14 protein-coding genes are annotated in these 21,972 nt (G+C 73.7%); 8 read left to right on the forward strand and 6 right to left on the reverse strand.

From position 1 onward, the window contains the following. Positions 1 to 138 precede the first annotated feature (138 nt). The 6 genes from ACIGO8_RS22505 to ACIGO8_RS22530 all read left to right on the forward strand — a co-directional run bounded on the left by ACIGO8_RS22505 (position 139) and on the right by ACIGO8_RS22530 (position 13,438). A complete protein-coding gene (locus tag ACIGO8_RS22505) occupies positions 139 to 1,476 on the forward strand; it encodes a hypothetical protein (protein WP_399733424.1) in 1,338 nt (445 codons plus the stop codon). Continuing rightward, positions 1,473 to 4,127 (forward strand): caspase family protein, encoded by a 2,655-nt coding sequence (locus ACIGO8_RS22510; RefSeq protein ID WP_399733427.1) that lies wholly within the window; start codon positions 1,473 to 1,475, stop codon positions 4,125 to 4,127. Before ACIGO8_RS22505 ends, ACIGO8_RS22510 begins: the two co-directional genes overlap by 4 nt. Positions 4,128 to 4,142: 15 nt before the next feature. Continuing rightward, a complete protein-coding gene (locus tag ACIGO8_RS22515) occupies positions 4,143 to 5,138 on the forward strand; it encodes an AAA family ATPase (RefSeq protein WP_399733430.1) in 996 nt (331 codons plus the stop codon). Between the two features lie 7 nt (positions 5,139 to 5,145). After that, entirely contained in the window at positions 5,146 to 8,757 is a 3,612-nt protein-coding gene (locus ACIGO8_RS22520) for an SAV_2336 N-terminal domain-related protein (protein WP_399733433.1), read from the forward strand. Between the two features lie 368 nt (positions 8,758 to 9,125). Further along, a complete protein-coding gene (ppdK, locus tag ACIGO8_RS22525) occupies positions 9,126 to 11,837 on the forward strand; it encodes a pyruvate, phosphate dikinase (RefSeq protein ID WP_399733436.1) in 2,712 nt (903 codons plus the stop codon). Positions 11,838 to 12,394: 557 nt separating this feature from the next. Continuing rightward, positions 12,395 to 13,438, forward strand: coding sequence for an ArsR/SmtB family transcription factor (locus tag ACIGO8_RS22530; protein ID WP_399733439.1), 1,044 nt, complete (start codon positions 12,395 to 12,397; stop codon positions 13,436 to 13,438). Here the strand turns inward: ACIGO8_RS22530 and ACIGO8_RS22535 are convergent. After that, a complete protein-coding gene (locus ACIGO8_RS22535; RefSeq protein ID WP_399733442.1) occupies positions 13,408 to 14,568 on the reverse strand; it encodes an alkaline phosphatase PhoX in 1,161 nt (386 codons plus the stop codon). The two genes, ACIGO8_RS22530 and ACIGO8_RS22535, sit on opposite strands and share 31 nt — an antisense overlap. A 335-nt stretch (positions 14,569 to 14,903) precedes the next feature. Between ACIGO8_RS22535 and ACIGO8_RS22540 the strand changes: the two genes are divergently transcribed. Continuing rightward, entirely contained in the window at positions 14,904 to 15,332 is a 429-nt protein-coding gene (locus tag ACIGO8_RS22540; protein WP_399733445.1) for a VOC family protein, read from the forward strand. Between the two features lie 24 nt (positions 15,333 to 15,356). On the opposite strand, the gene ACIGO8_RS22545 is transcribed toward ACIGO8_RS22540, so the two are convergent. From ACIGO8_RS22545 to ACIGO8_RS22565, 5 genes are all read right to left on the reverse strand, one after another. Then, the gene (locus ACIGO8_RS22545; RefSeq protein WP_399733448.1) at positions 15,357 to 16,124 is read right to left on the reverse strand and encodes an SDR family NAD(P)-dependent oxidoreductase; all 768 of its coding nucleotides are present in this window, start codon (positions 16,122 to 16,124) and stop codon (positions 15,357 to 15,359) included. 85 nt (positions 16,125 to 16,209) lie between these two features. Continuing rightward, positions 16,210 to 16,794 (reverse strand): TetR/AcrR family transcriptional regulator, encoded by a 585-nt coding sequence (locus ACIGO8_RS22550; protein ID WP_399733451.1) that lies wholly within the window; start codon positions 16,792 to 16,794, stop codon positions 16,210 to 16,212. Between the two features lie 32 nt (positions 16,795 to 16,826). Beyond that, a complete protein-coding gene (gene nirD, locus ACIGO8_RS22555; protein WP_399733454.1) occupies positions 16,827 to 17,177 on the reverse strand; it encodes a nitrite reductase small subunit NirD in 351 nt (116 codons plus the stop codon). Beyond that, positions 17,174 to 19,714, reverse strand: coding sequence for a nitrite reductase large subunit NirB (gene nirB, locus ACIGO8_RS22560; protein ID WP_399733457.1), 2,541 nt, complete (start codon positions 19,712 to 19,714; stop codon positions 17,174 to 17,176). The genes nirD and nirB overlap by 4 nt, the downstream gene beginning before the upstream one ends. A gap of 1 nt (position 19,715) precedes the next feature. Next, positions 19,716 to 20,912 carry an NAD(P)/FAD-dependent oxidoreductase gene (locus tag ACIGO8_RS22565; protein WP_399733460.1) on the reverse strand — a complete coding sequence of 399 codons (1,197 nt, stop codon included), beginning with the start codon at positions 20,910 to 20,912 and terminating at the stop codon, positions 19,716 to 19,718. Positions 20,913 to 21,183: 271 nt separating this feature from the next. Between ACIGO8_RS22565 and ACIGO8_RS22570 the strand changes: the two genes are divergently transcribed. Continuing rightward, the gene (locus ACIGO8_RS22570; protein ID WP_399733463.1) at positions 21,184 to 21,969 is read left to right on the forward strand and encodes a sulfite exporter TauE/SafE family protein; all 786 of its coding nucleotides are present in this window, start codon (positions 21,184 to 21,186) and stop codon (positions 21,967 to 21,969) included. The last annotated feature ends 3 nt before the right edge of the window (positions 21,970 to 21,972 follow it).

A 21,972-nucleotide genomic window follows, 5' to 3' on the forward strand; every position in this document is an offset into this window, starting at 1 on the left:
CACCACACCGCTGGCCGGTTCTCGACGGTGCCCGCCGGAAGCGGGCACCCGACGGCCGCCGCCGCCCTAGGATGGGCCGCTCGGGACACAGGGGTGGGGGGCCGCGTGGTCAACGTCGTCTTCGTTCACGGCACGGGCGTGCGACAGGAGTCGTACCGGAAGTCCTGGCGGCGGGTCTCCCGCGGTCTCGCCCGGGTGCGGCCCGACGCCCGCCTCGTGCCCTGCTTCTGGGGCGACGCCCTCGGCGCCCGGCTCGCCCTCGGCGGCGCGTCGATCCCCCGTCCCGACCAGAACCGCTCGGTGCCGCTCGGCGACGACGACGCGCTCGGACCGTGGGCGGCGCTGGACGCCGAACCGCTCGCCGAGATCCTCGCCCTCGCGGCCCTGCGCCGTGGCTCCGCCCGCCGCGGATACCTGCCCGGGCGCCGGGGCCCGTGGGACGACCTGGCCGACAAGGTGCGCTCGCTCGACGCGGCCGGGCTGCCGGACGACGTGGAACTGAGCGAGGACCTCGCCCCGCACCTCGGCGCGGCGGCGCGGACCGTCGCCGCCGAGATCGCCCGCCGCCTCGTCGGCACCGACGCCCCGGTCGACGGCGCGTCCCTGGCCGCCCGCGCCGTCGTCGCGGTCGCGATCCGGCTCGCGGACGGAGACGTGGACGGAGGCACGGACGAGGACACGGGCGGGGACACGGGCGGGCGTGTGGTCGGGGGCACGGGCTCCTGGGGCCCGGCCTCGTTGGGCCCGGACGCGACCGCAGGCCTCTGGGGCGCGGACGGGAGCGCGGACTCCGGGAGCGCGGACGCGAGCGCGGACTTCGGGACCGCGGACTCCTGGGGCGCGGCTGCCGACGAGCCGCTGCCCGTGGACGGCGCCGACCGGGACCGGCTGGTCGACACGCTCACCGACCGGCTCGGCGGCAAGGACCGGGGCGTCCTGGGACGCGCCGCCGACCCGCTGCTGTGGGCCGGCGCCGGATACGTACGCGTCCGCGGCCGCGAGACGACCACCGAGGGTGTCGTGCCCGCCGGCGGCGACATCCTGCGCTACCAGGTCCGCGGCGAGGCGTTACGCGAGCGCATCGCCGAGACCGTCGCCCTCACCCGCGAGCAGGAGCCCGACCGCCCCGTCGTCCTCCTCGCCCACAGCCTCGGCGGCATCGCCTGCTTCGACCTGCTCGCCGCCCGCGCCGTTCCCGGCGTCGAACTGCTGGTCACCGTCGGCTCCCAGGCACCCTTCCTCTACGAGATCGACGCGCTGCAGGGACTCCGGCGCGGCGACGGCCTGCCCGAGCACTTCCCCCGCTGGCTCAACGCCTACGACCAGCGCGACCTGCTCGGCTACGTCGGCGCGAAGGTCTTCCCCGGCCGCGTCACCGACGTCCGGGTCAACCTGCGCCAGCCCTTCCCGCGCTCCCACACCGGCTACTTCGCCCACGCCCCGCTCTACCAGCGGCTGGCGGCGGAGCTGCCGTGACGTCGTACCCTCCCCGCGCCACCCCGCACGATCCCGTCCACGGGCCCACCGACCTGTCCGACGCCCACGCCGTCCTCGTCGCCGTCGAGGAGTACGCCGAGGGCGGCGACTGGAACCTGAACGGGCCCGCCGAGGACGCGCTCAGCATGATGCGCTGGCTGATCGGCCGCGGCATGCCGCAGGACCGCATCACCCTGCTCGCCTCGCCGCTCGCCCGGAACGAGGTGCGGTTCGCCGAGTTCCCCGGCGTGACGCGCCGGCCCGCCGACCGGCCCACCGTCAAACGGGTCTTCCGGGAGGAACTCTGCGACCTGCGCGGCGACTGGCTCTGGGTCTACTGGGCCGGCCACGGCGTGCAGATGCGCGGCAACCGCTGGGGCCTGCTCTACCCGGAGAGCAGCTCCAACGACCTCAGCGGCGTCGACGTGGACAACCTGGTGTCCCTGCTCGGCACCGTGCACCTGCCCGCCCAGCGCGTCCGCCGGGCCACCGTCGTCATCGACGCCTGCCGCAGCGCCCTGTCGCCCGCCGAGGCCGCCTTCGTACGGGAACCCGAGCCGCTCACCGAGGAGCCGCAGACCAACCGGGAACGCAAGATCTTCCTGATGCGGGCCAGCCAGTCCGGCGCCGCGGCCAAGAACACCGACGGCCAGGGCCTGTTCACGTCCACGCTGGTCGGGCTGCTGCACGAGCGGAACCCGGTCGGTGCGCCCATCGACCTCGACACCACCTGGGCCCACCTCGAAGCGAAGTTCGAGGCGCTGCGCGCGGCGGGCGAGACCGTCCAGGTGCCCACCCTCCACGTCCGCAACTGGGCCGAGTCGGCGTACGACAACGAACCGCCGCCGGCGGCGGACGAGGAGTCGCGCGAGGTCCGCCAGCAGCTGACCTGGGCCGCCCAGGCGGTCCTGGACACACCCGGCACCTCGCTCGCCCGGATCGCCCAGGGCCTGTCCCGCGAGCTCGCCACCCACCCGGCCGGCGAGGTCAACGGGCCCGCCGACCTGGCGGCCTGGGCCCTGACCCGCCCGCACGGACCGGCCACCCTCCTCCACCTCCTGAACGAAGCCGCGCCCGAGGCGACGGGCGACGCCGTCGAAAGACGCCGGCTCGCCCTGCGGGTCTCGCCCGACCGCTGGCTGCTGTGCGGCGAGTACGACGCGCTCGTCCGGCTCCTCGACGCCGAGGAGCAGCCCGCCCACGCGGTCCTCGCCGACACCGCCGGGGACGTGGTCGGCCTCGTCCTGGACAGCGGCCATCCCGTCCGCGTCGTCGACCAGCTGGAGGCCGTACGGGGAGAGCTGGGCCTGCCTCCGCTGCTGCGCACCGTGGAGCACACCGCCGCCGCCCTCATGCCGTCCCGCTTCGCGGAGGGCCTGCGGGACTGGTCGCTGTGCTGCGCCAAGCGCCTCGGCCTCGAAGCGGCCCTGCTGGAGCGGCGCGAGGTCGCCGAGAAGGCCGCCGGCCGGGCCGGGGGCGGCGCGCCGCCCGGAAGTGCCGCCGCGGTCGACTGCGTACAGATCCGGCTGTCCGGCCCCGACGGCGACGGGCGCCGCACCTACCAGGTCTGGACGTACGGCGCGGGCGGCGCCGAGACGCGCGTCGTGGACGACACGCCCAAGGAACTCGCCGCGCTGCAACGGGACCTGGACGACGTCCTCGCGCGCTACGCCCGCCCCGGGCGGACCCGGGTCGAGTTCTTCCTCGCCGAACGGGACCTCGGGCTGCCCGTGCACCGCTTCCGGATCGGCGCCAACCAGCCGGTCCAGCGCTCGCTGGGCACCGACTTCGACGTCGTGGTGCGCTGCGCCGAGCAGCGCGCGTTCAACGAGGCCATCTGGCGCTCCCGCTGGGCGAAGGCGGCCGCGTCCGGCGTCGAGGACCTGGACCGGCTGCCCACCGCGGGCCTGACGCCGCAACAGATCTACGGCCGGCTCCAGACCCGTCAGCACAAGCCCGGCGTCGTGTTCACCGAGCCGGCCGCGCGCCGCCCGGAGGCGCTGGCCGAGGCGCTCACCATCTGCGTGTTCGCCGGCGTGCCGATCGTGGCGTGGGACGGCACGCCCGAGGCCGACTGCACGGGCGCGGGGACGACCCCGCCGGGCCCGGAGGCGGCTCCGCCGCATCCGTACGCCGCCCCGGCGGCCCCGGCGGCCGCGCCGACCGGCCCGCAGGCCGCAGCATCGGACCCGTACGCCGCCCCGACCGGTCCGCAGGCCCCGGCGTGGGCCCCGCAAGCCGCGGCCACGGAAGCGTCGACGACCCCGCCGGGTCCGGAGGCCGCGGCGTTGGGCCCGGGCGCCGCACCGGCGGCTGCGTGGGCGACTCCTCCGGGTCGGGAGGTCGCTCCGGCCGGCCCGGGCGCCGCACCGGCGGCTGCGGAAGCCGCACCGGCCGGCCCGGGCACCGCGGTGTCGTGTCCGGACGCCACCGCTCCCGCGCCCGGCGCGGAGGAAGGCGGGCAGGCCGTGCTGCGGCAGCTCACCGCCTCCGGGCGGCTGACCGCGCTGCCCGCCGCCCTGCGCACGCTGCGCTCGCACTGCGACGCCCAGGACGACCATCCCGGCCGTCACCTCGCGCTGCTCTGGGACGACCCGGAACGGCCGCTGCCCGCGCCCCTGGCCCTGTCGGCACCGCGCCGGCATTCCTGAGGAGAGAACGGAAACATGACCGACGACTGGCGGCTCTTCCGAGGCGACGGCGTGCCCCACCCGGTCGAGCACTGGCCCGACGCCCCGCCGTGGCGCACCTTCGGCCGGACCGGCGACGAGGACGCGCGCCCGCTGCGCTACGTCATGGCGGACGAGGACCGCGACACCGTCAACGCGGCTCTCCACCTGCACCGGCCGCTGCTCGTCACGGGCCGGCCGGGCACCGGCAAGTCCACCCTCGCCCGTGCCGTCGCCCAGGAACTCGGGCTCGGCGAGGTCCTGCACTGGCCCGTCAACAGCCGCACCACCCTCACCGACGGCCTCTACCGCTACGACGCCGTCGGCCGGCTGCGCGACGCCTCCCTGGCCCGGCGCGACGAGCACGCGCCCGGCCGGGAGCCGGGCATCGGGGACTACCTCCGGCTCGGCCCGCTCGGCACCGCCCTGCTGCCCGCCGCCCGGCCCCGCGTCCTGCTCATCGACGAGCTCGACAAGGGCGACGTGGACCTGCCCAACGATCTGCTGACCGTGTTCGAGGAAGGCACCTTCGAGATTCCCGAACTCGCCAGGCTCGGCCGCGGCGAGGTCACCGTGCGCACCGCGGACGAGGCCCCGCCGCAGGGCGAGGCGGGCGGCGCGGCGGACCCGGCCGGCTCCGTCGTCGTCGTGGACGGCCGCGTCACCTGCCAGGTCTTCCCGGTGATCGTCATCACCAGCAACGGCGAACGGGACTTCCCGCCCGCGTTCCTCCGCCGCTGCGTCCGCCTGCACCTGAGGCCGCCCGGCGAGCAGCAGCTGCGCCAGATCGTCCGGATGCGGCTCGGCGACGGCGTCGACGACCGCGCCTCCGACCTGATCACCCGCTTCCTGCAGCTCAGGGACGGGCAGGAGCACGACCTCGCGACCGACCAGCTGCTGAACGCCGTCCACCTGCGGATCTCCGGCATCGACATCGCCTTCGACAGCCTGCGCGACAGCGTGCTGCGCTCCCTCGTCGAATCGGATCTGTGAGCCCGTCGTGACGATCCACCAGCTGCGCGGAATCCTGGAGGACGCCGGCGTCGACGTCTCCACCGAGGAGCTCCTGGACGTCCTCTGGCTCGCGGTCACGACCGGGCCCGCCGTGCCGGAGGCGGAAGGCGACGTCATGCCGGCGCCGGCCGGGACCGCCGAGCCCGGCCGGTACGGCGACGGCCGGGCCGGCACGGGTGACGTCCTGCCGCGGGAGCGGAACGACGCCCGTGGCGCGGCCGACGGCTCCGGCCGGAAGGCGCCTGCTCCCGCACAGGCGCTGTACGCGCCGGGCGGCGGCGCGGGCCGGCGCCGGGCCCGCCACGTCGACGTCCGCGGCGTCCGGGCGGTTCCGGGCGTCCGGAGCCTGTACCGGGCGCTCCGTCCGCTGCGCCGGCCCGTGCCCTCCCGCACCTCCTTCGTCCTGGACGAGACCGCGACCGCCGATCTGATCGCCGACACCGGACTGCCCGACCTGGTGCTGCGGCCCGCGGCCGAGCGCTGGCTCGACGCCGTCCTGATCGTGGACGACGGCCCCTCGATGGTCCTCTGGCGGCAGTACGCGGCCGAGACCCGCGCCCTGCTCGAACGGCAGGGACTCTTCCACCGGGTCCGCACCTACGGCCTGGACAGCTCGGAGGCCGGCCGGCCCGTGCTGCGCTCCCGGCCCTTCCACGCGTCCGCCGCCCGCGTGTCCGCCCGCCGCCTCACCCACGGCGTGCGTCCCACCGTGGTGCTGGTCCTGTCCGACGGCGTCGGACCGGCGTGGGCGAGCGGCGCGACACCCGAACTGCTGCGCCGCTGGGCGGTCCACTCGCCGGTCGCGGTCGTCCAGCCGCTGCCGCGGCGGCTCTGGCCGGCGGACGGCATGCCCGTCGAGGACCTGTGCGTCACGGCGCCCGGACCGGCCCTGCCCAGCGGGTCCCTCCAGGTGCGCCACCCCGTCCTGCCGGCCGACCTCGTCGCGTACGAAGGGCCCGCGATCCCCGTCCTGGAGCTGGAGGAGACCCTGCTCGGCTCCTGGACGCGGCTGCTGCTGGGCGGCGGCGCCACCGCGACGCTGCCGCTGCTGACCTGGACGGATCCCGAGTCGTACGGCTCCGGGCCGGCCGGCCCGGAGCGTGGCGAGGGTCGGTCCGCGCAGGAGCTGCTGCGCGGCTTCCGCCGGTCGGCGTCCCCGGAGAGCCGCAGACTGGCCGGGGCGCTGGCCGCGGTGCGGCCGTTGACGCTGCCGGTGATGCGGCTCGTCCACCGGGCCGAGCCACCCGGTCCCGGCCGCTATCACCCGTCGCAGCTCGCCGAGGTGTTCCTCGGCGGGCTGCTGCGGAAGGCCGAGGGACGCACGGGCGCGGCGGGGACGGACGGGGCGGAGTACGAGTTCCTGCCGGGCGTCACCGACCTGCTGCTCGACACCGTGCCCACCTCGCACGCGCTGGACACGGCCGCGCGGGTCAGCGACTACCTGATGCGGCGCGCCGGCGCGGGGCTGGAGTTCCGGGCCAAGCTGGGCGGGGACGGGGGCCCTTCGTCCGTCGGCGCCGCGGCGTCTCCCTTCGCCGCGGCCTCGCCGGAGCTGCTGCGGCGCCTCGGGCTCGTGGCGGAGCTCCCGGACCGGCAGGACCGACGCGGACAGGACGGGGACGACGGCGGGGACGACGGCGGGAACGACGACGGGAACGACGAGGCCGAGGACACCTCGGAGGAGACGGAGAGCGGCGCCGGCGAGGACGCCGACGCCGACGGCGAGCGCGTCTCGCTGGCGCACGTGTGGCCGCGGATGGCGAGCTTCGTCCGCAGGCTGCGGGACGACGAGCGGACGCCGGGCATCGTGCGGGACCAGGCCCGGAACCTCGGGACCTGGATCGACCAGGAGGACGCCGAAGGCGCGGTCCTCTTCTACATCGACGGGCTCGCCTCGGCGCTGGTCGCCTCCCGGCAGCACACGGCCGTCGCGGAACTGCGCGAGCTGCTGCGGGACTGCATGGCTCCCTTCCTCGACGACGAGCGGCTGCAAGCACGGAACATCCGCGGTCATTCCGCGATCGCGCTGAGCACCCTCGGTGAGACGGCCGAGGCGGCGGAGCACATGCGGGACATCATCGCGATCTCCTCCCGCGTGCACGGCGAGGAACACGGCTACACGCTGAACGCACGCTCGTTCCTTCACGACCTGTACTGGGACGCCGACCGGCTGGCCGAGGCCGAGGCGGAGGGCCGCGTGCTGATCGCCGTACTGGAGCGACTGCCGCGGACGGACCCGCTCCTGCCGGACTACGGGCGCGTCCAGCTCGTGCAGAGCTCCGTCCACGCGGCCCTGAACAGGCCGGCCGCGGCCCACGCGGCGGCCCGGGCGGCGTACGACGAGCGGGTGGCCCGGCTCGGCCCGGAGGCCGCGGAGACCCTGTACGCGCGGGCCCGTACGGCGAGCCGGCTGCTGGACCTCCGGCGGGCCGTCGAGGCCGAGCGGGAGGCGCGCGCCGTCCTGGCGGCGCTCGACCGGGTCGGGGCCGGCCCGCAGCCACCGGCCGCCCGGGCCTCCTACGACGGGGCGCGCCGGGAGGCGCTCGAGGCGCTGGCCAAGGCGCTCCGCGAGGCCGAGCGCTTCGCCGAGGTCGTCGCCGTACGCCGGGCCGCCCTGGAGGCGGCCCTGGAGCACGGCGGCCCGGCCGGCCTCCAGCAGGTCCTGGCGCGCCGGCTCCTCGCCTCCGCGCTGCGCAGGACGGGTGACCTGGACGCCGCCCAGGAGACGATCGAGGAGGCCGTCGCGCTGGCCCGGTCCGTTCTGGGAGAGGACCACCTCGAGACCCTGCTGTGCCGGGAGCTCGCCGCCATGGTGCTGGCGAGACGGGGCCGCTTCGAGGAGGCGGTGGAGCAGCACCGGGCGGTGCTCGAGCAGGGACGGCGGATCCTGGGCGAGGACGACGCCTTCACCCTGGACTTCCGTCACAACCTGGGCGTGACGCTGCTCGACGCCCGCCGCCACGACGAGGCGGAGGGCGTGCTGAGGTCGGCGCTCGAGGACCACGTGCGGATCCTCGGCTACGAGCACGGCAACACCCGGATGCTGCACCGGTGGCACGCCCGTGCGCTGCAGCGGATGGGGCGCGCGGAAGAGGCCGAGCGCCGGCTGCGGGCGCTGATCGAGAGCGAGGAGGCGCTGCCCGAGGGAGGCGGGATCGCCGCCGGGGTGACGCGCACCGACCTGGGGAAGGTGCTGCTCGACGGCCGGCGTTTCGAGGAGGCGGTGGAGCAGTACACCCGTGCGTGGGAGCTGTGGCGGGAGGCGCTCGGCGCGGAGGCGCCGGCGACGCTCGCCGCGGCGCACGGCCGGGGACGCGCGCTGACCGGCGTCAGGCGGTGGCAGGAGGCGGCGGACGTGCTGCGCGGTGTGGCGGAGGCCCGCGCCCTGGTCCTGGGTCCCGAGCACCCGGACACCTTGTGGTCGAGGCAGTGGCAGGGCCTCGCGCTGGCCCGGCTGGGCCGTCGTGCCGAGGCCGAGGAGCTCTGGCGGGGCGTTCAGGAAGTGGCCGTACGGCGCTGGGGCGAGGACCATGGACTCGCGGTCGCGGCACGCACGTCGTTGTCGGAGCCGCCGGAGCCGGGCGAGGCAGCTGAGTAGTCCGGATCGTGGGAAAACTGTGGTCGCCGCGGAGTGATTCTCGCCACCCCTGATAGGGGTCCCGCTCAGATGAGCAGTTTACAAACCCCTGTGGCGGTTGAAGGGTGGCACGGAGTGCCAGGGCTTTTGCGTTCAAGAGTTGAACGCAATTGCTCGATTGGGCGCTCATGTGAGCGGTGTAGCCCCGCTTTGAGTCAAGGGGGCTTCGGGCCCTGAAAGCGGAAGCTACCCGTCAGTTACTTTCGATGTGCTGGCGGACGGGTGGTTAAGACCGGATGACCGCTAGGCGTACCTCCCCAGACGCCTTCGATCTGGGTATGTTCCTCGCCGTCAGGGCAGCCAACCGAGTCGTCGAGGAGTCGAGACCCGTGTCGGAAAACAATGATCAGAAGTTCGTGTACGACTTCACCGAGGGCAACAAGGACCTGAAGGACCTGCTCGGTGGCAAGGGCGCGAACCTGGCCGAGATGACCAACCTCGGTCTCCCGGTTCCTCCCGGCTTCACGATCACGACCGAGGCGTGCAAGACCTACCTCGACAGCGGCTCCGAGCCGGTGGAGCTCCGCGACGAGGTCAGCGCGCACCTCGACGCCCTCGAGCGGAAGATGGGCAAGAAGCTCGGCCAGGCCGACAACCCGCTGCTCGTCTCCGTCCGCTCCGGCGCGAAGTTCTCGATGCCCGGCATGATGGACACGGTCCTCAACATCGGCCTCTCCGACGTCTCCGTCGCGGGCCTCGCCGCCCAGGCCGACAACGAGCGCTTCGCCTGGGACTCGTACCGCCGCCTCATCCAGATGTTCGGCAAGACCGTGCTCGGCGTCGACGGCGAGCTCTTCGAGGACGCCCTCGACGAGGCCAAGGCCGCCAAGAAGGTCACCAGCGACACCGACCTCGACGCCGCCGACCTGAAGAAGCTCGTCGAGCACTTCAAGAAGATCGTCAAGACCGCGACCGGCCGCGACTTCCCGCAGGACCCGCGCGAGCAGATGGACCTGGCCATCAAGGCCGTCTTCGACTCCTGGAACGGCGACCGCGCCAAGCTGTACCGCCGCCAGGAGCGCATCCCGCACGACCTCGGCACCGCCGTCAACGTGTGCTCCATGGTCTTCGGCAACCTCGGCCCGGACTCCGGCACCGGCGTCGCCTTCACCCGCGACCCCGCCTCCGGCCATCAGGGCGTCTACGGCGACTACCTGCAGAACGCGCAGGGCGAGGACGTCGTCGCCGGCATCCGCAACACCGTGCCGCTCGCCGAGCTCGAGTCGATCGACAAGAAGTCGTACGACCAGCTCATGCAGATCATGGAGACGCTGGAGACCCACTACAAGGATCTCTGCGACATCGAGTTCACGATCGAGCGCGGCCAGCTCTGGATGCTGCAGACCCGCGTCGGCAAGCGCACCGCCGGTGCCGCCTTCCGCATCGCGACCCAGCTCGTCGACCAGGGCCTCATCGACGAGGCCGAGGCGCTCCAGCGCGTCAACGGCGCGCAGCTCGCCCAGCTGATGTTCCCGAAGTTCGACGAGAACGCCAAGGTCGAGCAGGTCGGCCGCGGCATCGCCGCCTCCCCGGGCGCGGCCGTCGGCAAGGCCGTCTTCGACTCGTACACGGCCGTCAAGTGGTCCCGCTCCGGCGAGAAGGTCATCCTGATCCGCCGCGAGACCAACCCGGACGACCTGGACGGCATGATCGCCGCCGAGGGCATCCTGACCTCGCGCGGCGGCAAGACCTCGCACGCCGCCGTCGTCGCCCGCGGCATGGGCAAGACCTGTGTCTGCGGCGCCGAGGAGCTCGAGGTCGACACCAAGCGCCGCCGGATGACCACCGCCTCCGGCGTGGTCGTCGAGGAGGGCGACGTCGTCTCCATCGACGGCTCCACCGGCAAGGTCTACATCGGTGAGGTACCCGTCGTACCGTCCCCGGTCGTCGAGTACTTCGAGGGCCGCATGCACGCCGGCGCCGACGACGCCGACGAGCTGGTCCAGGCCGTGCACCGGATCATGGCCTACGCCGACCGCGTGCGCCGCCTGCGGGTCCGCGCCAACGCCGACAACGCCGAGGACGCCGCCCGCGCCCGCCGCTTCGGCGCCCAGGGCATCGGCCTGTGCCGCACCGAGCACATGTTCCTCGGCGAGCGCCGCCAGTACGTCGAGCGCCTGATCCTCGCCGACACCGACGAGGAGCGCGAGGAGTCGCTGAAGGCCCTGCTCCCGCTGCAGAAGCAGGACTTCGTCGAGCTCTTCGAGGCCATGGACGGCCTGCCCGTCACGGTCCGCCTGCTCGACCCGCCGCTGCACGAGTTCCTGCCCGACATCACCGAGCTGTCGGTGCGCGTCGCCCTCGCCGAGGCCCGCAAGGAGCCGCACGAGAACGACCTGCGCCTGCTCCAGGCCGTGCACCGGCTGCACGAGCAGAACCCGATGCTGGGTCTGCGCGGAGTCAGGCTCGGACTGGTCATCCCCGGCCTGTTCACCATGCAGGTCCGTGCCATCGCCGAGGCCGCCGCCCAGCGCATCGACGCCAAGGGCGACCCGCGCGCCGAGATCATGATCCCGCTCGTGGGCACCGTCCAGGAGCTGGAGCTGGTCCGCGAGGAGGCCGAGCAGGTCATCGCCGAGGTCCAGGCGCAGACCGGCGTCGAGCTGAAGCTCGCGCTCGGCACCATGATCGAGCTGCCGCGCGCCGCCGTGACCGCCGGTCAGATCGCCGAGGCCGCCGAGTTCTTCTCCTTCGGCACCAACGACCTCACGCAGACGGTCTGGGGCTTCTCCCGCGACGACGTGGAGGCCAGCTTCTTCACCGCGTACCTGGAGAAGGGCATCTTCGGCGTCAGCCCCTTCGAGACCATCGACAAGGACGGCGTGGGCTCCCTGGTCCGCAGCGCCGTCGAGGCCGGCCGCGCCACCCGCCCCGACATCAAGCTCGGTGTCTGCGGTGAGCACGGCGGCGACCCGGAGTCGGTGCACTTCTTCCACGAGGTGGGCCTCGACTACGTCTCCTGCTCGCCGTTCCGGATCCCGGTGGCGCGTCTGGAGGCCGGCCGCGCGGCGGCCGAGTCGAAGGGCAGCGACAGCCGCTGACCCACCGCGCGGGCCCGTCAGGGCCCGCCGGGCAGGCCCGTCAGGGCCATGAGCCCCGGAGCCGCCGTTCGTCCCCGACCCTCAGAACCGATGGGCGGCGGCTCCGGTTTCCAAGAGAGACAGGGCGGACACCTTGTGCGGAGGTGTCCGCCCCGTCGTGTTTCGTCCCGGTGCGGCCCCGCCGACCGTTGCATGATCGTTGGGGAAATGTGAGTTCTTGTTCAACTCGCCATGCATCGAAATATTGGGTGTTGAACTTTCGCAAAGAATGAGACGGGCGCGGCCCCCGGATCCCCACCCGGAGGCCGCGCCCATTACCTTCGTCGGGCGGGTGAGCCGCAACCCTCGCCGACCGCCGCCGGACACGGCAAAGCCCCCCACGGTCTTCGCCATGTCACCTCGGTCCTGAAGGTTTCCCGTCCGACACGCACAGCTTTTCGGTTCCCGGCCGTTCGCCGCGATGCGTTTCAAGTGTGGCTGAAACACCCTGGTAACGTGCAGTGATGCTGTGCATACTCGTCGTCGGGGGTGGTTGCGAGTGCACAGGTGGGGGTTTCATGCTCCGGATTCATTTCACCGGAAACGACTTGGCGGGCGTGCGGATGGCCGCCCAGCCGGATGTTCTGTGGGAAACGATTCTCAGTTTTCACCGTTTACGGGACCGGCGCGGCTCCGTCGTCTACGGGGAATGGCGGTCGGAAGCACGTATACGCCTGGGCGCTGAGACCCGCCTGCTCGCCGCGCTCGTCCCGGGTCGCGGCTATTTCCCCGATTTCCTGACGCCGCCCCAGGGCATCCTCGGGCTCGACGAGGGACTCGACGCGGTCCGGGCCACCCCGCCCGGCCGGCTGCACACCGAACTGGCCCTGATCGGCGCCGCCCGCTCCGGCCGGCCCGCCGTCCCGTCCGCGCTGCGCGCCCTCGCCGACGGCGGCACCGAACCGCTGGGACGGCTCCTCGCGGCCCTGCGCAGCTACCACCGGGCCGCCGTCGAACCGTACTGGAGCCACATCCAGGCCCGGGTCGAGGCCGACCGGGCCATGCGCGGCCGGGCCCTGCTCGACGGCGGAGCGGACGAACTCCTCGCCTCCCTGCCGCCGATGCTCCGCTGGCGCAGCCCCGTCCTGGAGGCCGACTACCCGGTCGACCGGGACGTCCACCTCGACGGGCGCGGGCTGCTGCTCCAGCCCTCGTACTTCTGCCGCGGCACGCCGGTCGTGCTGCGCGATCCCGGCCTGCCGCCGGTGCTCGTCTATCCGATCACCCACTGCGAGGCGCCGACCGTGCGCCCGCCGGGCGGCCTGCCCTCGCTCGCCAAGCTCGTCGGGCACACCCGCTCGGCGGTGCTCAGCGCGATCGGCGAGGGCGGCACGACCAGCGAACTGGCCCGCCGGGCGGGCGTGTCGCTCGCCTCCGCGAGCCAGCACGCCGGAGTGCTGCGCGAGGCCGGCCTGGTCGCCACGCTGCGCAACGGCAACGCGGTGCTGCACACCCTGACGCCGCTGGGCGCCGCCCTGCTCGGCGGCGCCCAGCGGCGGGCGGCCGCGGCCGGTCCCGCGGAGCCCCGGTGCTACGCCCGGAACGGGCCGGTCACCTCGTAGGTGATGCCGCCCGAGGAACTGCCGCTGGTGCCGCGCTGGCTGGAGAAGTACAGCCGCCGGCCGTCGGGGGAGAAGGCCGGTCCGGTGATCTCGGAGCCGGTCTGGCCGTTGATCCGCAGGAACGGGGCGACGACGTCGTCCGGCGTGATGAGGCAGATCTCCATGGTGCCGCCGTCCTCCGCGACGAACAGGTCGCCGGAGGAGGAGCCGGTGACGTTGTCGACGCCGGTGAGCGGCGCGGCGCCGCCGGGCACCAGCGAGTCGTCGTAGGCGAGTTCGTAGGTGCCGGAGAGCAGGTTGACCTGCCACACCCGGTTGTCGCCCTTGGTGGTGAACCAGACGGTGTCGTCGGCGTAGTGGCAGCCCTCGCCGCCGTTGAAGCGCTTGGCGCCGGAGACCTGGTTGCGGGTGGTGGTCGGCGAGCCGTCCGGGTCCGGCACGGTCTGCCAGGTGAAGGAGCCGGAGGTGGCGGTGCCGGCCTTGAGGACCTGGAGCGTGCCGGAGGACAGGTCGCCCCAGGTGGTGGGCAGGAAGCGGTAGAAGCAGCCGTCGGTCTCGTCCTCGGTGAGGTAGACCGCCCGGCGCACCGGGTCGGCGGCCGCCGCCTCGTGCTTGAACTTGCCGAGCGCGTCGCGGCGCACGGCGGCGTTCACGCCGTACGGGTCGGTCTCGTAGACGTAGCCGAGGCTGACCTCCTCGCAGGACAGCCAGGTGTTCCACGGCGTCTTGCCGCCGGCGCAGTTCTGCCGGGTGCCCGAGAGGATCCGGTAGGCGCCGGTGACCGTGCCCGAGGAGTTGAACCGCACCGCGCTCGCGCCGCCGCTCGGGTTGATCTCCGAGTTGGAGACGTAGATCCAGCCCGTGCCGTCGGCGAAGCAGGCGCCGCCGTCGGGTGCGTCGTGCCAGACGTACGAGGTGCCCGCCACGGCCTGGCCGGACCGGGCGATCACCCGGCTGGTGAATCCGGCGGGCAACTGGATGCCGTTCGCGTCCGCCGCGCCGAGCGCCCCGTAGGGGCCGGCGCCGGGCTGCGCGGGAGCGGCGAACGCCGCCCCGCTCCACAGGCTGCCGCCGAAGGCGGCGGCCGACGTGCCGATGACCGCTCCACGCAGGAAACTGCGTCGCTCCACGTCTCACTCCGTCAGGGTGTGATCCGCCCCGCCGCGCCGGTCGGCGACGGGGTCGCGCGGAACCGGAACCTAGGCCCGCGGGGTTGCCTGCCCGGCAACGCCCGGTGACGCCCGGACGGCGCCCGCGGGGCGGGCGGGACTTCACGGACACGGCCCGGCGGCCGGCCGCCGGAGTGCGGAGTGCGGAGGGCGGAGGGCAGGGGGCAGAGGGCGGCGGCCGGACGGCGGAAAAAATCTCCGAAGAGATCCTCCGCGGGGCGATGAGTTCCGGGCGGGCCGCCGGTCTTCCCTCTCGAAAGCGCCGACACGGCTCCGACGGAAGAGAGAGTGACACCATGGCTCCCCAGATGATCTTCGTGAACCTGCCGGTCAAGGACCTCGGCGCCGGCAAGGCCTTCTACGAGAAGCTCGGCTGGACGATCAACCCGCAGTTCTCCGACGAGAGCTCCGCGTGTGTCGTCGTCAGCGACACGATCTTCGTGATGCTGCTGACGGAGGAGAAGTTCCGGAGCTTCACCGCGCCGGGCAAGGACCTCACCGACGCGACCAAGAGCACCGAGGTGCTGATCACGCTGAGCGCCGAGAGCCGCGAGAAGGCCGACGAGCTGGCGGACCGGGCCCTGGCGGCCGGCGGCAGCCCGGCCAAGGAGCCCATGGACATGGGCTTCATGTACGGCCGGTCGTTCGCCGACCCGGACGGCCACCACTGGGAGGTCTTCTGGATGGACCCGGCCGCCGTCCAGGGCGACGCCGCGCAGGGCTGATCCCACGGCTCCCGCGGGAACGGTTCAGGCCGAGACGCCGCCGTCGATCACCAGGTCGGTGCCGACGGCGGAGCCGGCCGCGTCCGACGCCAGGTACAGCACCGCCGCCGCGACCTCCGCCGCCGAGGAGATCCGCCCGAGCGGCGACTGCTCCTTCATCCGCACCTCCCGCTCGGCCTCCGTCTCGCCGGGCAGCAGCGACATCGTGGACTCCGCGGCGCCCGGGCTCACCGCGTTGATCCGGATCCCGTCGGCGATGTGGTCGAGGGCCGCGGCCCGAGTGACGGCGGAGACGGCCGCCTTGGAGACCTGGTAGCCGAAGAGGCCCGGCACGCGGACATGGGCGCCCAGATTGGACCCGATGTTGACGATCGCCCCGCCGCCGTGGCCGCGCATGTGGGCGATCTCCGCCTGGAGCGCGTGCAGGACGCCGGTGACGTTGATGTCGAGGAGCGTCTGCCAGTCCTCCAGCGGGAAGTCGGCGGCGCTGTGGCCGCCGAGGAAGACACCGGCGTTGTTGACGGCGACGTCGAGCCCGCCGAAGGCCGTGACCGTGTCCCGTACGAGCAGCCGCATGTCCTCGGCGCGGGCCACGTCGGCGGTGAACGCGCGGGCCGTGCCGCCCGCCGCCTCGATCAGGGCCACCGTCTCGTCGAGGGCGGCGGCGCGACGGCCGGCGACGGCCACCCGGGCGCCCTCGGCGGCGAAGGCGAGCGCGACGGCCCGGCCGAGGCCGCTGCCGGCGCCGGTGACGAGGGCGGTGCGACCGGTGAAACGGGCGAACGACGACATGGCGAGTACACTCCTGATATTTTTGACCGTACGGTCCAGAATGAAGGTCGAAGAAAAGGGCGCCCGAAGGCGCCCGTGGCCGGCGTCAGCCCAGCAGGGCCAGCGCCTGCTCCGCCGCGTCCCGCACCCGGGCCGGGTCGCTGGACGCCTTGCCCACCACCCGCAGGCCCTGCAGCAGGACGAGCAGCATCCGGGCCAGCGCCCGCGGATCGCGCTCCTCGGCCAGCTCGCCCTGCGCCCGGGCCCGGCTCAGCGCGCTGTGCAGCAGGGTCTCCACCTGCTCCCAGCTGAGCTCCACCCGGCGGGCCACAGCCGCGTCGCGCGGCGCCAGCTCGGCCGCCGAGTTGGTGACGAAACAGCCGTTCAGGCGCGACTCCTCGGCGCCCGCCTCGGCCGCGAACCGGCGGACCAGCGCGCGGACGGCCGGCAGCGCCGGCCCGGGCGCCGACAGCTCGGACACGATCAGCGGGTCGCGGGTCTCCAGATAACGCTCGAGCGCCCGCATGTAGAGCTCGTGCTTGCTGCCGAAGGTCGCGTAGACGCTGGCTCGGCCGATGCCGAGGTGCTCGACGAGGTCCGCCATCGTCGTCGCCTCGTAGCCGCGCGACCAGAACAGCTCGAGAGCGCCCTGGAGCGCGGCGTCCGGATCGAATTCCTTGGTCCTGGCCACGAGGAGAACCTACGTCTTTCTGGAACGATCAGTCAAGTTGCGGTGACGTCCTGTCCGACCGTGCGCACCGGGTAGACCGCCACCGCCACCTCGTCGTCGTCCAGGCACCGGCCCGTCTCCAGGTCGAAGCGCTGCTTCAGCAGCGGCGAGGCCACGAACGGCCGCCCGCCCGCCGAGCCGAGGAGCCCGCGCGACAGCACCTGCGCGCCCGTGAACGGATCACGGTTGTCGATCGCGTACGTCCGGCCCGCCCGGTCCCTGAAGACCGCGGCCTGCCGCCCGTCCGGCAGCAGCGCCGCCATGCCCCGGCCCGGAGTGAGCCGGGACTCCTCGCAGACCGTCATCCACGAGTCGCCGGCGGGGGAGAGTTCGAGCGTGGTCATCGGGAGGTGGCTCCTTCCAGGGTGCCGATGGTGAGGATCTCCAGGTCCGGCTTGATCTGGTCCCGCTCCGGCACGAACCGCACCGACGGGTCCGGCGTCTCCGGCGCGTTGACGAAGGACACGAACCGCCGCAGCCGGTCCGGGTCGTCCAGCGTCTCGGCCCACTCGTCCTTGTAGTCCGCGACGTGCGCCGCCATCAGCGCCTCCAGCTCCTCGCACAGCCCCAGCGAGTCGTGCACGACCACGTCCCGCAGGTGGTCGAGTCCGCCCTCCAGGCGCTCCAGCCAGGTCGAGGTGCGCTCCAGGCGGTCCGCGGTGCGGATGTAGAACATCAGGAACCGGTCGATCAGCCGCACCAGTTCGGCGTCCGACAGGTCCTGGGCCAGCAGGTCGGCGTGGCGCGGCGTCGCGCCGCCGTTGCCGCCCACGTACAGGTTCCAGCCGCTCGCCGTCGCGATGACGCCGAAGTCCTTCGACTGGGCCTCCGCGCACTCGCGCGCACAGCCCGAGACCGCCGACTTCAGCTTGTGCGGGGCGCGCAGGCCGCGGTAGCGCAGCTCCAGCTGGATCGCCATCCTGACCGAGTCCTGCACGCCGTAGCGGCACCAGGTCTGCCCCACGCAGGACTTCACCGTGCGCAGCGCCTTGCCGTACGCGTGCCCGGACTCGAAGCCGGCGTCCACCAGCCGCGTCCAGATCGAGGGCAGCTGGTCGACCCGCGCGCCGAAGAGGTCGATCCGCTGACCGCCGGTGATCTTCGTGTAGAGGCCGAAGTCGCGGGCCACCTCGCCGATCACGATCAGCTTCTCCGGCGTGATCTCACCGCCCGGGATGCGGGGCACCACCGAATACGAGCCGTTGCGCTGCAGGTTGGCGAGGAAGTGGTCGTTGGTGTCCTGGAGGGCCGCCTGCTCGCCGTCCAGGATGTAACCGCCCACGCCGAGCGTCGGGGCGAGGGAGGCGAGGATCGAGCCCACCGTCGGCTTGCAGACCTCACAGCCCTCACCGCCCTTCGCCTCCTCCCGGCCGTGCGAGTCGAGCAGCGCGGCGAAGGACGTCACGCGCAGCGTGCGGGCGATCTCGTAGAGCTCGCTGCGGGTGTAGGAGAAGCAGCCGCAGAGTCCTTTGCCGGCGGCCGCCGGCAGCAGCTTCTCGATCACCTTCACGCAACTGCCGCAGCCGGTGCCGGCCTTGGTGCACTTCTTCACCTCGGACAGCGTCGCGCACTGGCCGATGGTGTGCTTGGTGACGTTGTGGCAGGAGCAGATGACGGCGTCGTCCGGCAGCGCGGACGGGCCGAGCGCGGCCGGCGCGCCCACGCCCGCCGGCAGCACCAGCTGCTCGGGCGGGACCGGCGGCCTGCTGCCGGTGAGCGGACGCAGCATGCCGTACGAGTCGGCGTCGCCGACCAGGACGCCGCCGAGCAGCACGCCCTCGCCGTCCACCACGAGCTTCTTGTAGATCCCGGAGCGCGAGTCGGAGTAGACGACGTCGAGGGAGCCCTCGGCGGCGCCGTGCGCGTCGCCGAAGGAGGCCACGTCCACGCCGAGCAGCTTCAGCTTGGTCGACAGGTCCGCGCCGGTGAAGCCGTCCACGGCCTCCTCGGCGATCGCCGCGGCGGCCGTCTGCGCCATCTCGTAACCCGGCGCCACCAGACCGTAGACCCGGCCGTCCGAGGCCAGCGCGCACTCGCCGATCGCGAACACCGCCGGGTCGGACGTCCGGCACAGCTCGTCCACCGCGATGCCGCCGCGCTCGCCCACGTCCAGGCCGCAGTCGCGGGCCAGCTGGTCGCGGGGCCGGACGCCCGCCGAGAACACCACCATCTCGGTGGCCAGTTCGGAGCCGTCCGACAGCCGCATCGCGCGGACCGCGCCGTCCTCGGTGAGGATCTCCTGGGTGCCGGTGCCGGTGTGGACGGTCAGGCCCATCTGCTCGATCGTGCGCAGCAGGGCCGCGCCGCCGCCCTCGTCGACCTGCACCGGCATCAGGCGGGGCGCGAACTCCACGATGTGCGTGTCGAGCCCGAGGCCCTTCAGCGCGCCGGCCGCCTCCAGGCCCAGCAGACCGCCGCCGACGACCGCGCCGGTCGTCCGGCCCTTCGCGTACTCCTCGATCGCCAGCAGGTCCTCGATCGTCCGGTAGACGAAACAGCCGTGGGCGTCCTTGCCGGGCACGGGCGGCACGAAGGGATACGAGCCGGTGGCGAGGACGAGCGTGTCGTAGCCGAAGACCCGCCCGGAGCGGGCGGTGACCGTGCGGGCCGCGCGGTCGACCGCGACCGCCGGGTCGTCGGTGTGCAGCTCGATGCCGTGCTTGTGGAGGAAGCCGTCCTGGACCAGGGACAGGTCGTCGGGCGTCCTGCCGGAGAAGTACGAGGTGAGCTGGACGCGGTCGTAGGCCGGCCGGGGCTCCTCGCAGAGCACCACGACGCGGGCCCGCGCGGTGACGCCCCGGTCCGCGAGCGCCTCCAGGAACCGCTGGCCGACCATGCCGTGGCCGACCAGGACGATGGTGGGGGTGTACGGGGTCGTCATCTCAGGAGCCTCCGTCGTGGGTGAGCAGATGGAGCAGAGGGGCGTCGGGCAGGGCCTCGTCGCCCTCCCAGGCCCGGGCGAGCGTGCCGACCGCGGCCAGATCGCCGAGCAGGACGCCGCCGACGAGCCGGTCGCCGCGGACGACGACCTTGCGGTAGGCCCGCCGGGTCGCGTCCGTGAGCTGCACGACGTCGTCGCCGGGCGCGGCGGTGGTCTCGCCGAACACGGCGAGGTCGAGCGCCTCCCCGGCGCCGGCGAGGGTGAGCCGGGTCAGGGCGCGGGTGCCGGTGTAGCGGGCGCCCGCGGCGCCCTCCGCCCGCAGCACCTCCGCCAGGACGTCGGCCTGGTCGAGGGCCGGGCCCGCGAGGCCGTAGACGCGGCCCGCGTGTTCCGCGCAGTCGCCGATCGCGTGGATGTACGGGTCGGAGGTGCGCAGCTCGTCGTCGACCAGCACGCCGGTGCGGACGTCGAGGCCCGCCGCGCGGGCGAGGGCCGCCCGCGGCCGGACGCCGCACGCGAGGACCACGACCTGGGCGTCGAGGACGAAGCCGTCGGCGAGCTCGACCGCGGTGACCGCGCCGTCCGCCTGCCGCAGGCCGCTCACCCGGCACTCGGTGTGCACCTCGACGCCGAGCTCGGTCATGTGGGCGTGCAGCAGGGCGGAGGAGTGCTCGTCCAGCTGGCGTTCCATCAGGCGCTCGCCCTGCTGGGTGAGCACCACCTCCGCGCCGGTGGCCGCGAGGGCCCGGGCCGCCGAGACGCCGAGCAGACCGCCGCCGACGACGACCGCCCGTACGCCGGGCCGGACCAGCCGGCGCAGCGCGAGGCAGTCGTCCAGCGTCCGGAAGGGGTGGACGCCGGCCGGGAGTTCCGCGCCGCGCAGGCCGCGCAGCGGCGGCAGCACGGGCGCGGAACCGGTGGCCAGGACCAGGCGGTCGTAGCCGACCAGGGAGCCGTCCGCGCACTCCACCGTGCGGGCCGCGCGGTCGATCCGCACCGCGCGGACGCCGAGCCGGGCCGGCTCGCGCGCCTCGGGCAGGGCGATGACCTCGGGGCCGTACCGCCCGGCGAGGACGTCCGCGAGCAGCAGCCGGTTGTACGGCGCGTGCGGCTCCTCGCCGAGGAGGGTGACCGGCAGGCGCTGGGCGAGCCGGGCGCCCGCCGTTCCGCCTCCGACCACCACGATCCGTGTACTCATACCGGGAAGCGTGCGGGGCCGGTGTTACCCGACGGGATCCCGGCTGTTTCCCGTACGGAACGCTGATCTCACGCCGGAGGCCGCGCGCTGTGAGGCCCGGCGGGGCGTATACGGCCGCGGTGCGGTGCGAGCGTACGCTCGGCGCGGCGCACAGGCCTGGCGCGGCGCATGCGGCCGGCGCGGCGGATGCGGGCCGGCCGAAGCTCAGACGTAGCTCAAGCTTTCCCGGACCGATGGATGGCCCATGCATCCGGACCTTAGGCTCACGGCCATGCCTGACATCACCCTGACCACGCTCGCGCTGCTCTGTCTCGCGGCGCTCGCCGCCGGCTGGATCGACGCGGTGGTCGGGGGCGGCGGGCTGCTCCTGCTGCCCGCGCTGCTGCTCGGCCTGCCGCACCTGCCCGCCGCCCAGGTCCTCGGCACCAACAAGGCCGTGGCGATCGTCGGCACCTCCGGCGCGGCCGTCACCTACGTCCGCAAGGCGCCCGTCCAGGTCGGTACGGCGGTACGGATCGGGCTCGCCGCCCTCGCCGGGTCCATGGGCGGCGCCTTCTTCGCGGCCGGCATCAGCAGCGCGGTGCTGCGGCCGGTGATCATGGTGGTGCTGCTCGGCGTGGCCGCCTTCGTGATGTTCCGGCCGTCCTTCGGCACCCGCGCCGAGGGCGCGGAGCGGCCGCCGCTCACCCGGGCCCGGATCGTGACCGCGATCGTCATGGTCGGCGGCGGCATCGGTTTCTACGACGGCCTGTTCGGGCCCGGCACGGGCACCTTCCTCGTACTCGCGCTGACCGCCGTGCTGCACCTGGACCTGGTGACGGCCTCCGCCACCGCGAAGATCGTCAACGTCTGCACCAACGCCGGCGCGCTCGCCATGTTCGCCTACCAGGGCCATGTGATATGGCAGCTCGCGGCCGTGATGGCCGTCTTCAACCTGGTGGGCGGGATGCTCGGCGCCCGGATGGCGCTGCGCAAGGGCGCGGAGTTCGTCCGCGGCGTGCTGCTCGTGGTCGTCTTCTCGCTGGTCGCGAAGCTCGCCTTCGACCAGTGGGCCTGAACC

The sequence above is a fragment of the Streptomyces sp. NPDC053493 genome, from assembly GCF_044544825.1.
GTDB lineage: Bacteria > Actinomycetota > Actinomycetes > Streptomycetales > Streptomycetaceae > Streptomyces.

Excerpts from the sequence above, each read along its gene's own strand:
- ACIGO8_RS22545 (WP_399733448.1), bottom strand. The coding sequence starts at position 16,124 with ATGTCGTCGTTCGCCCGTTTCACCGGTCGCACCGCCCTCGTCACCGGC.
- nirB (WP_399733457.1), bottom strand. The coding sequence starts at position 19,714 with ATGACGACCCCGTACACCCCCACCATCGTCCTGGTCGGCCACGGCATG.
- ACIGO8_RS22540 (WP_399733445.1), top strand. The coding sequence starts at position 14,904 with ATGGCTCCCCAGATGATCTTCGTGAACCTGCCGGTCAAGGACCTCGGC.
- ACIGO8_RS22515 (WP_399733430.1), top strand. The coding sequence starts at position 4,143 with ATGACCGACGACTGGCGGCTCTTCCGAGGCGACGGCGTGCCCCACCCG.
- nirD (WP_399733454.1), bottom strand. The coding sequence starts at position 17,177 with ATGACCACGCTCGAACTCTCCCCCGCCGGCGACTCGTGGATGACGGTC.
- ACIGO8_RS22565 (WP_399733460.1), bottom strand. The coding sequence starts at position 20,912 with ATGAGTACACGGATCGTGGTGGTCGGAGGCGGAACGGCGGGCGCCCGG.
- ACIGO8_RS22570 (WP_399733463.1), top strand. The coding sequence starts at position 21,184 with ATGCCTGACATCACCCTGACCACGCTCGCGCTGCTCTGTCTCGCGGCG.
- ACIGO8_RS22530 (WP_399733439.1), top strand. The coding sequence starts at position 12,395 with ATGCTCCGGATTCATTTCACCGGAAACGACTTGGCGGGCGTGCGGATG.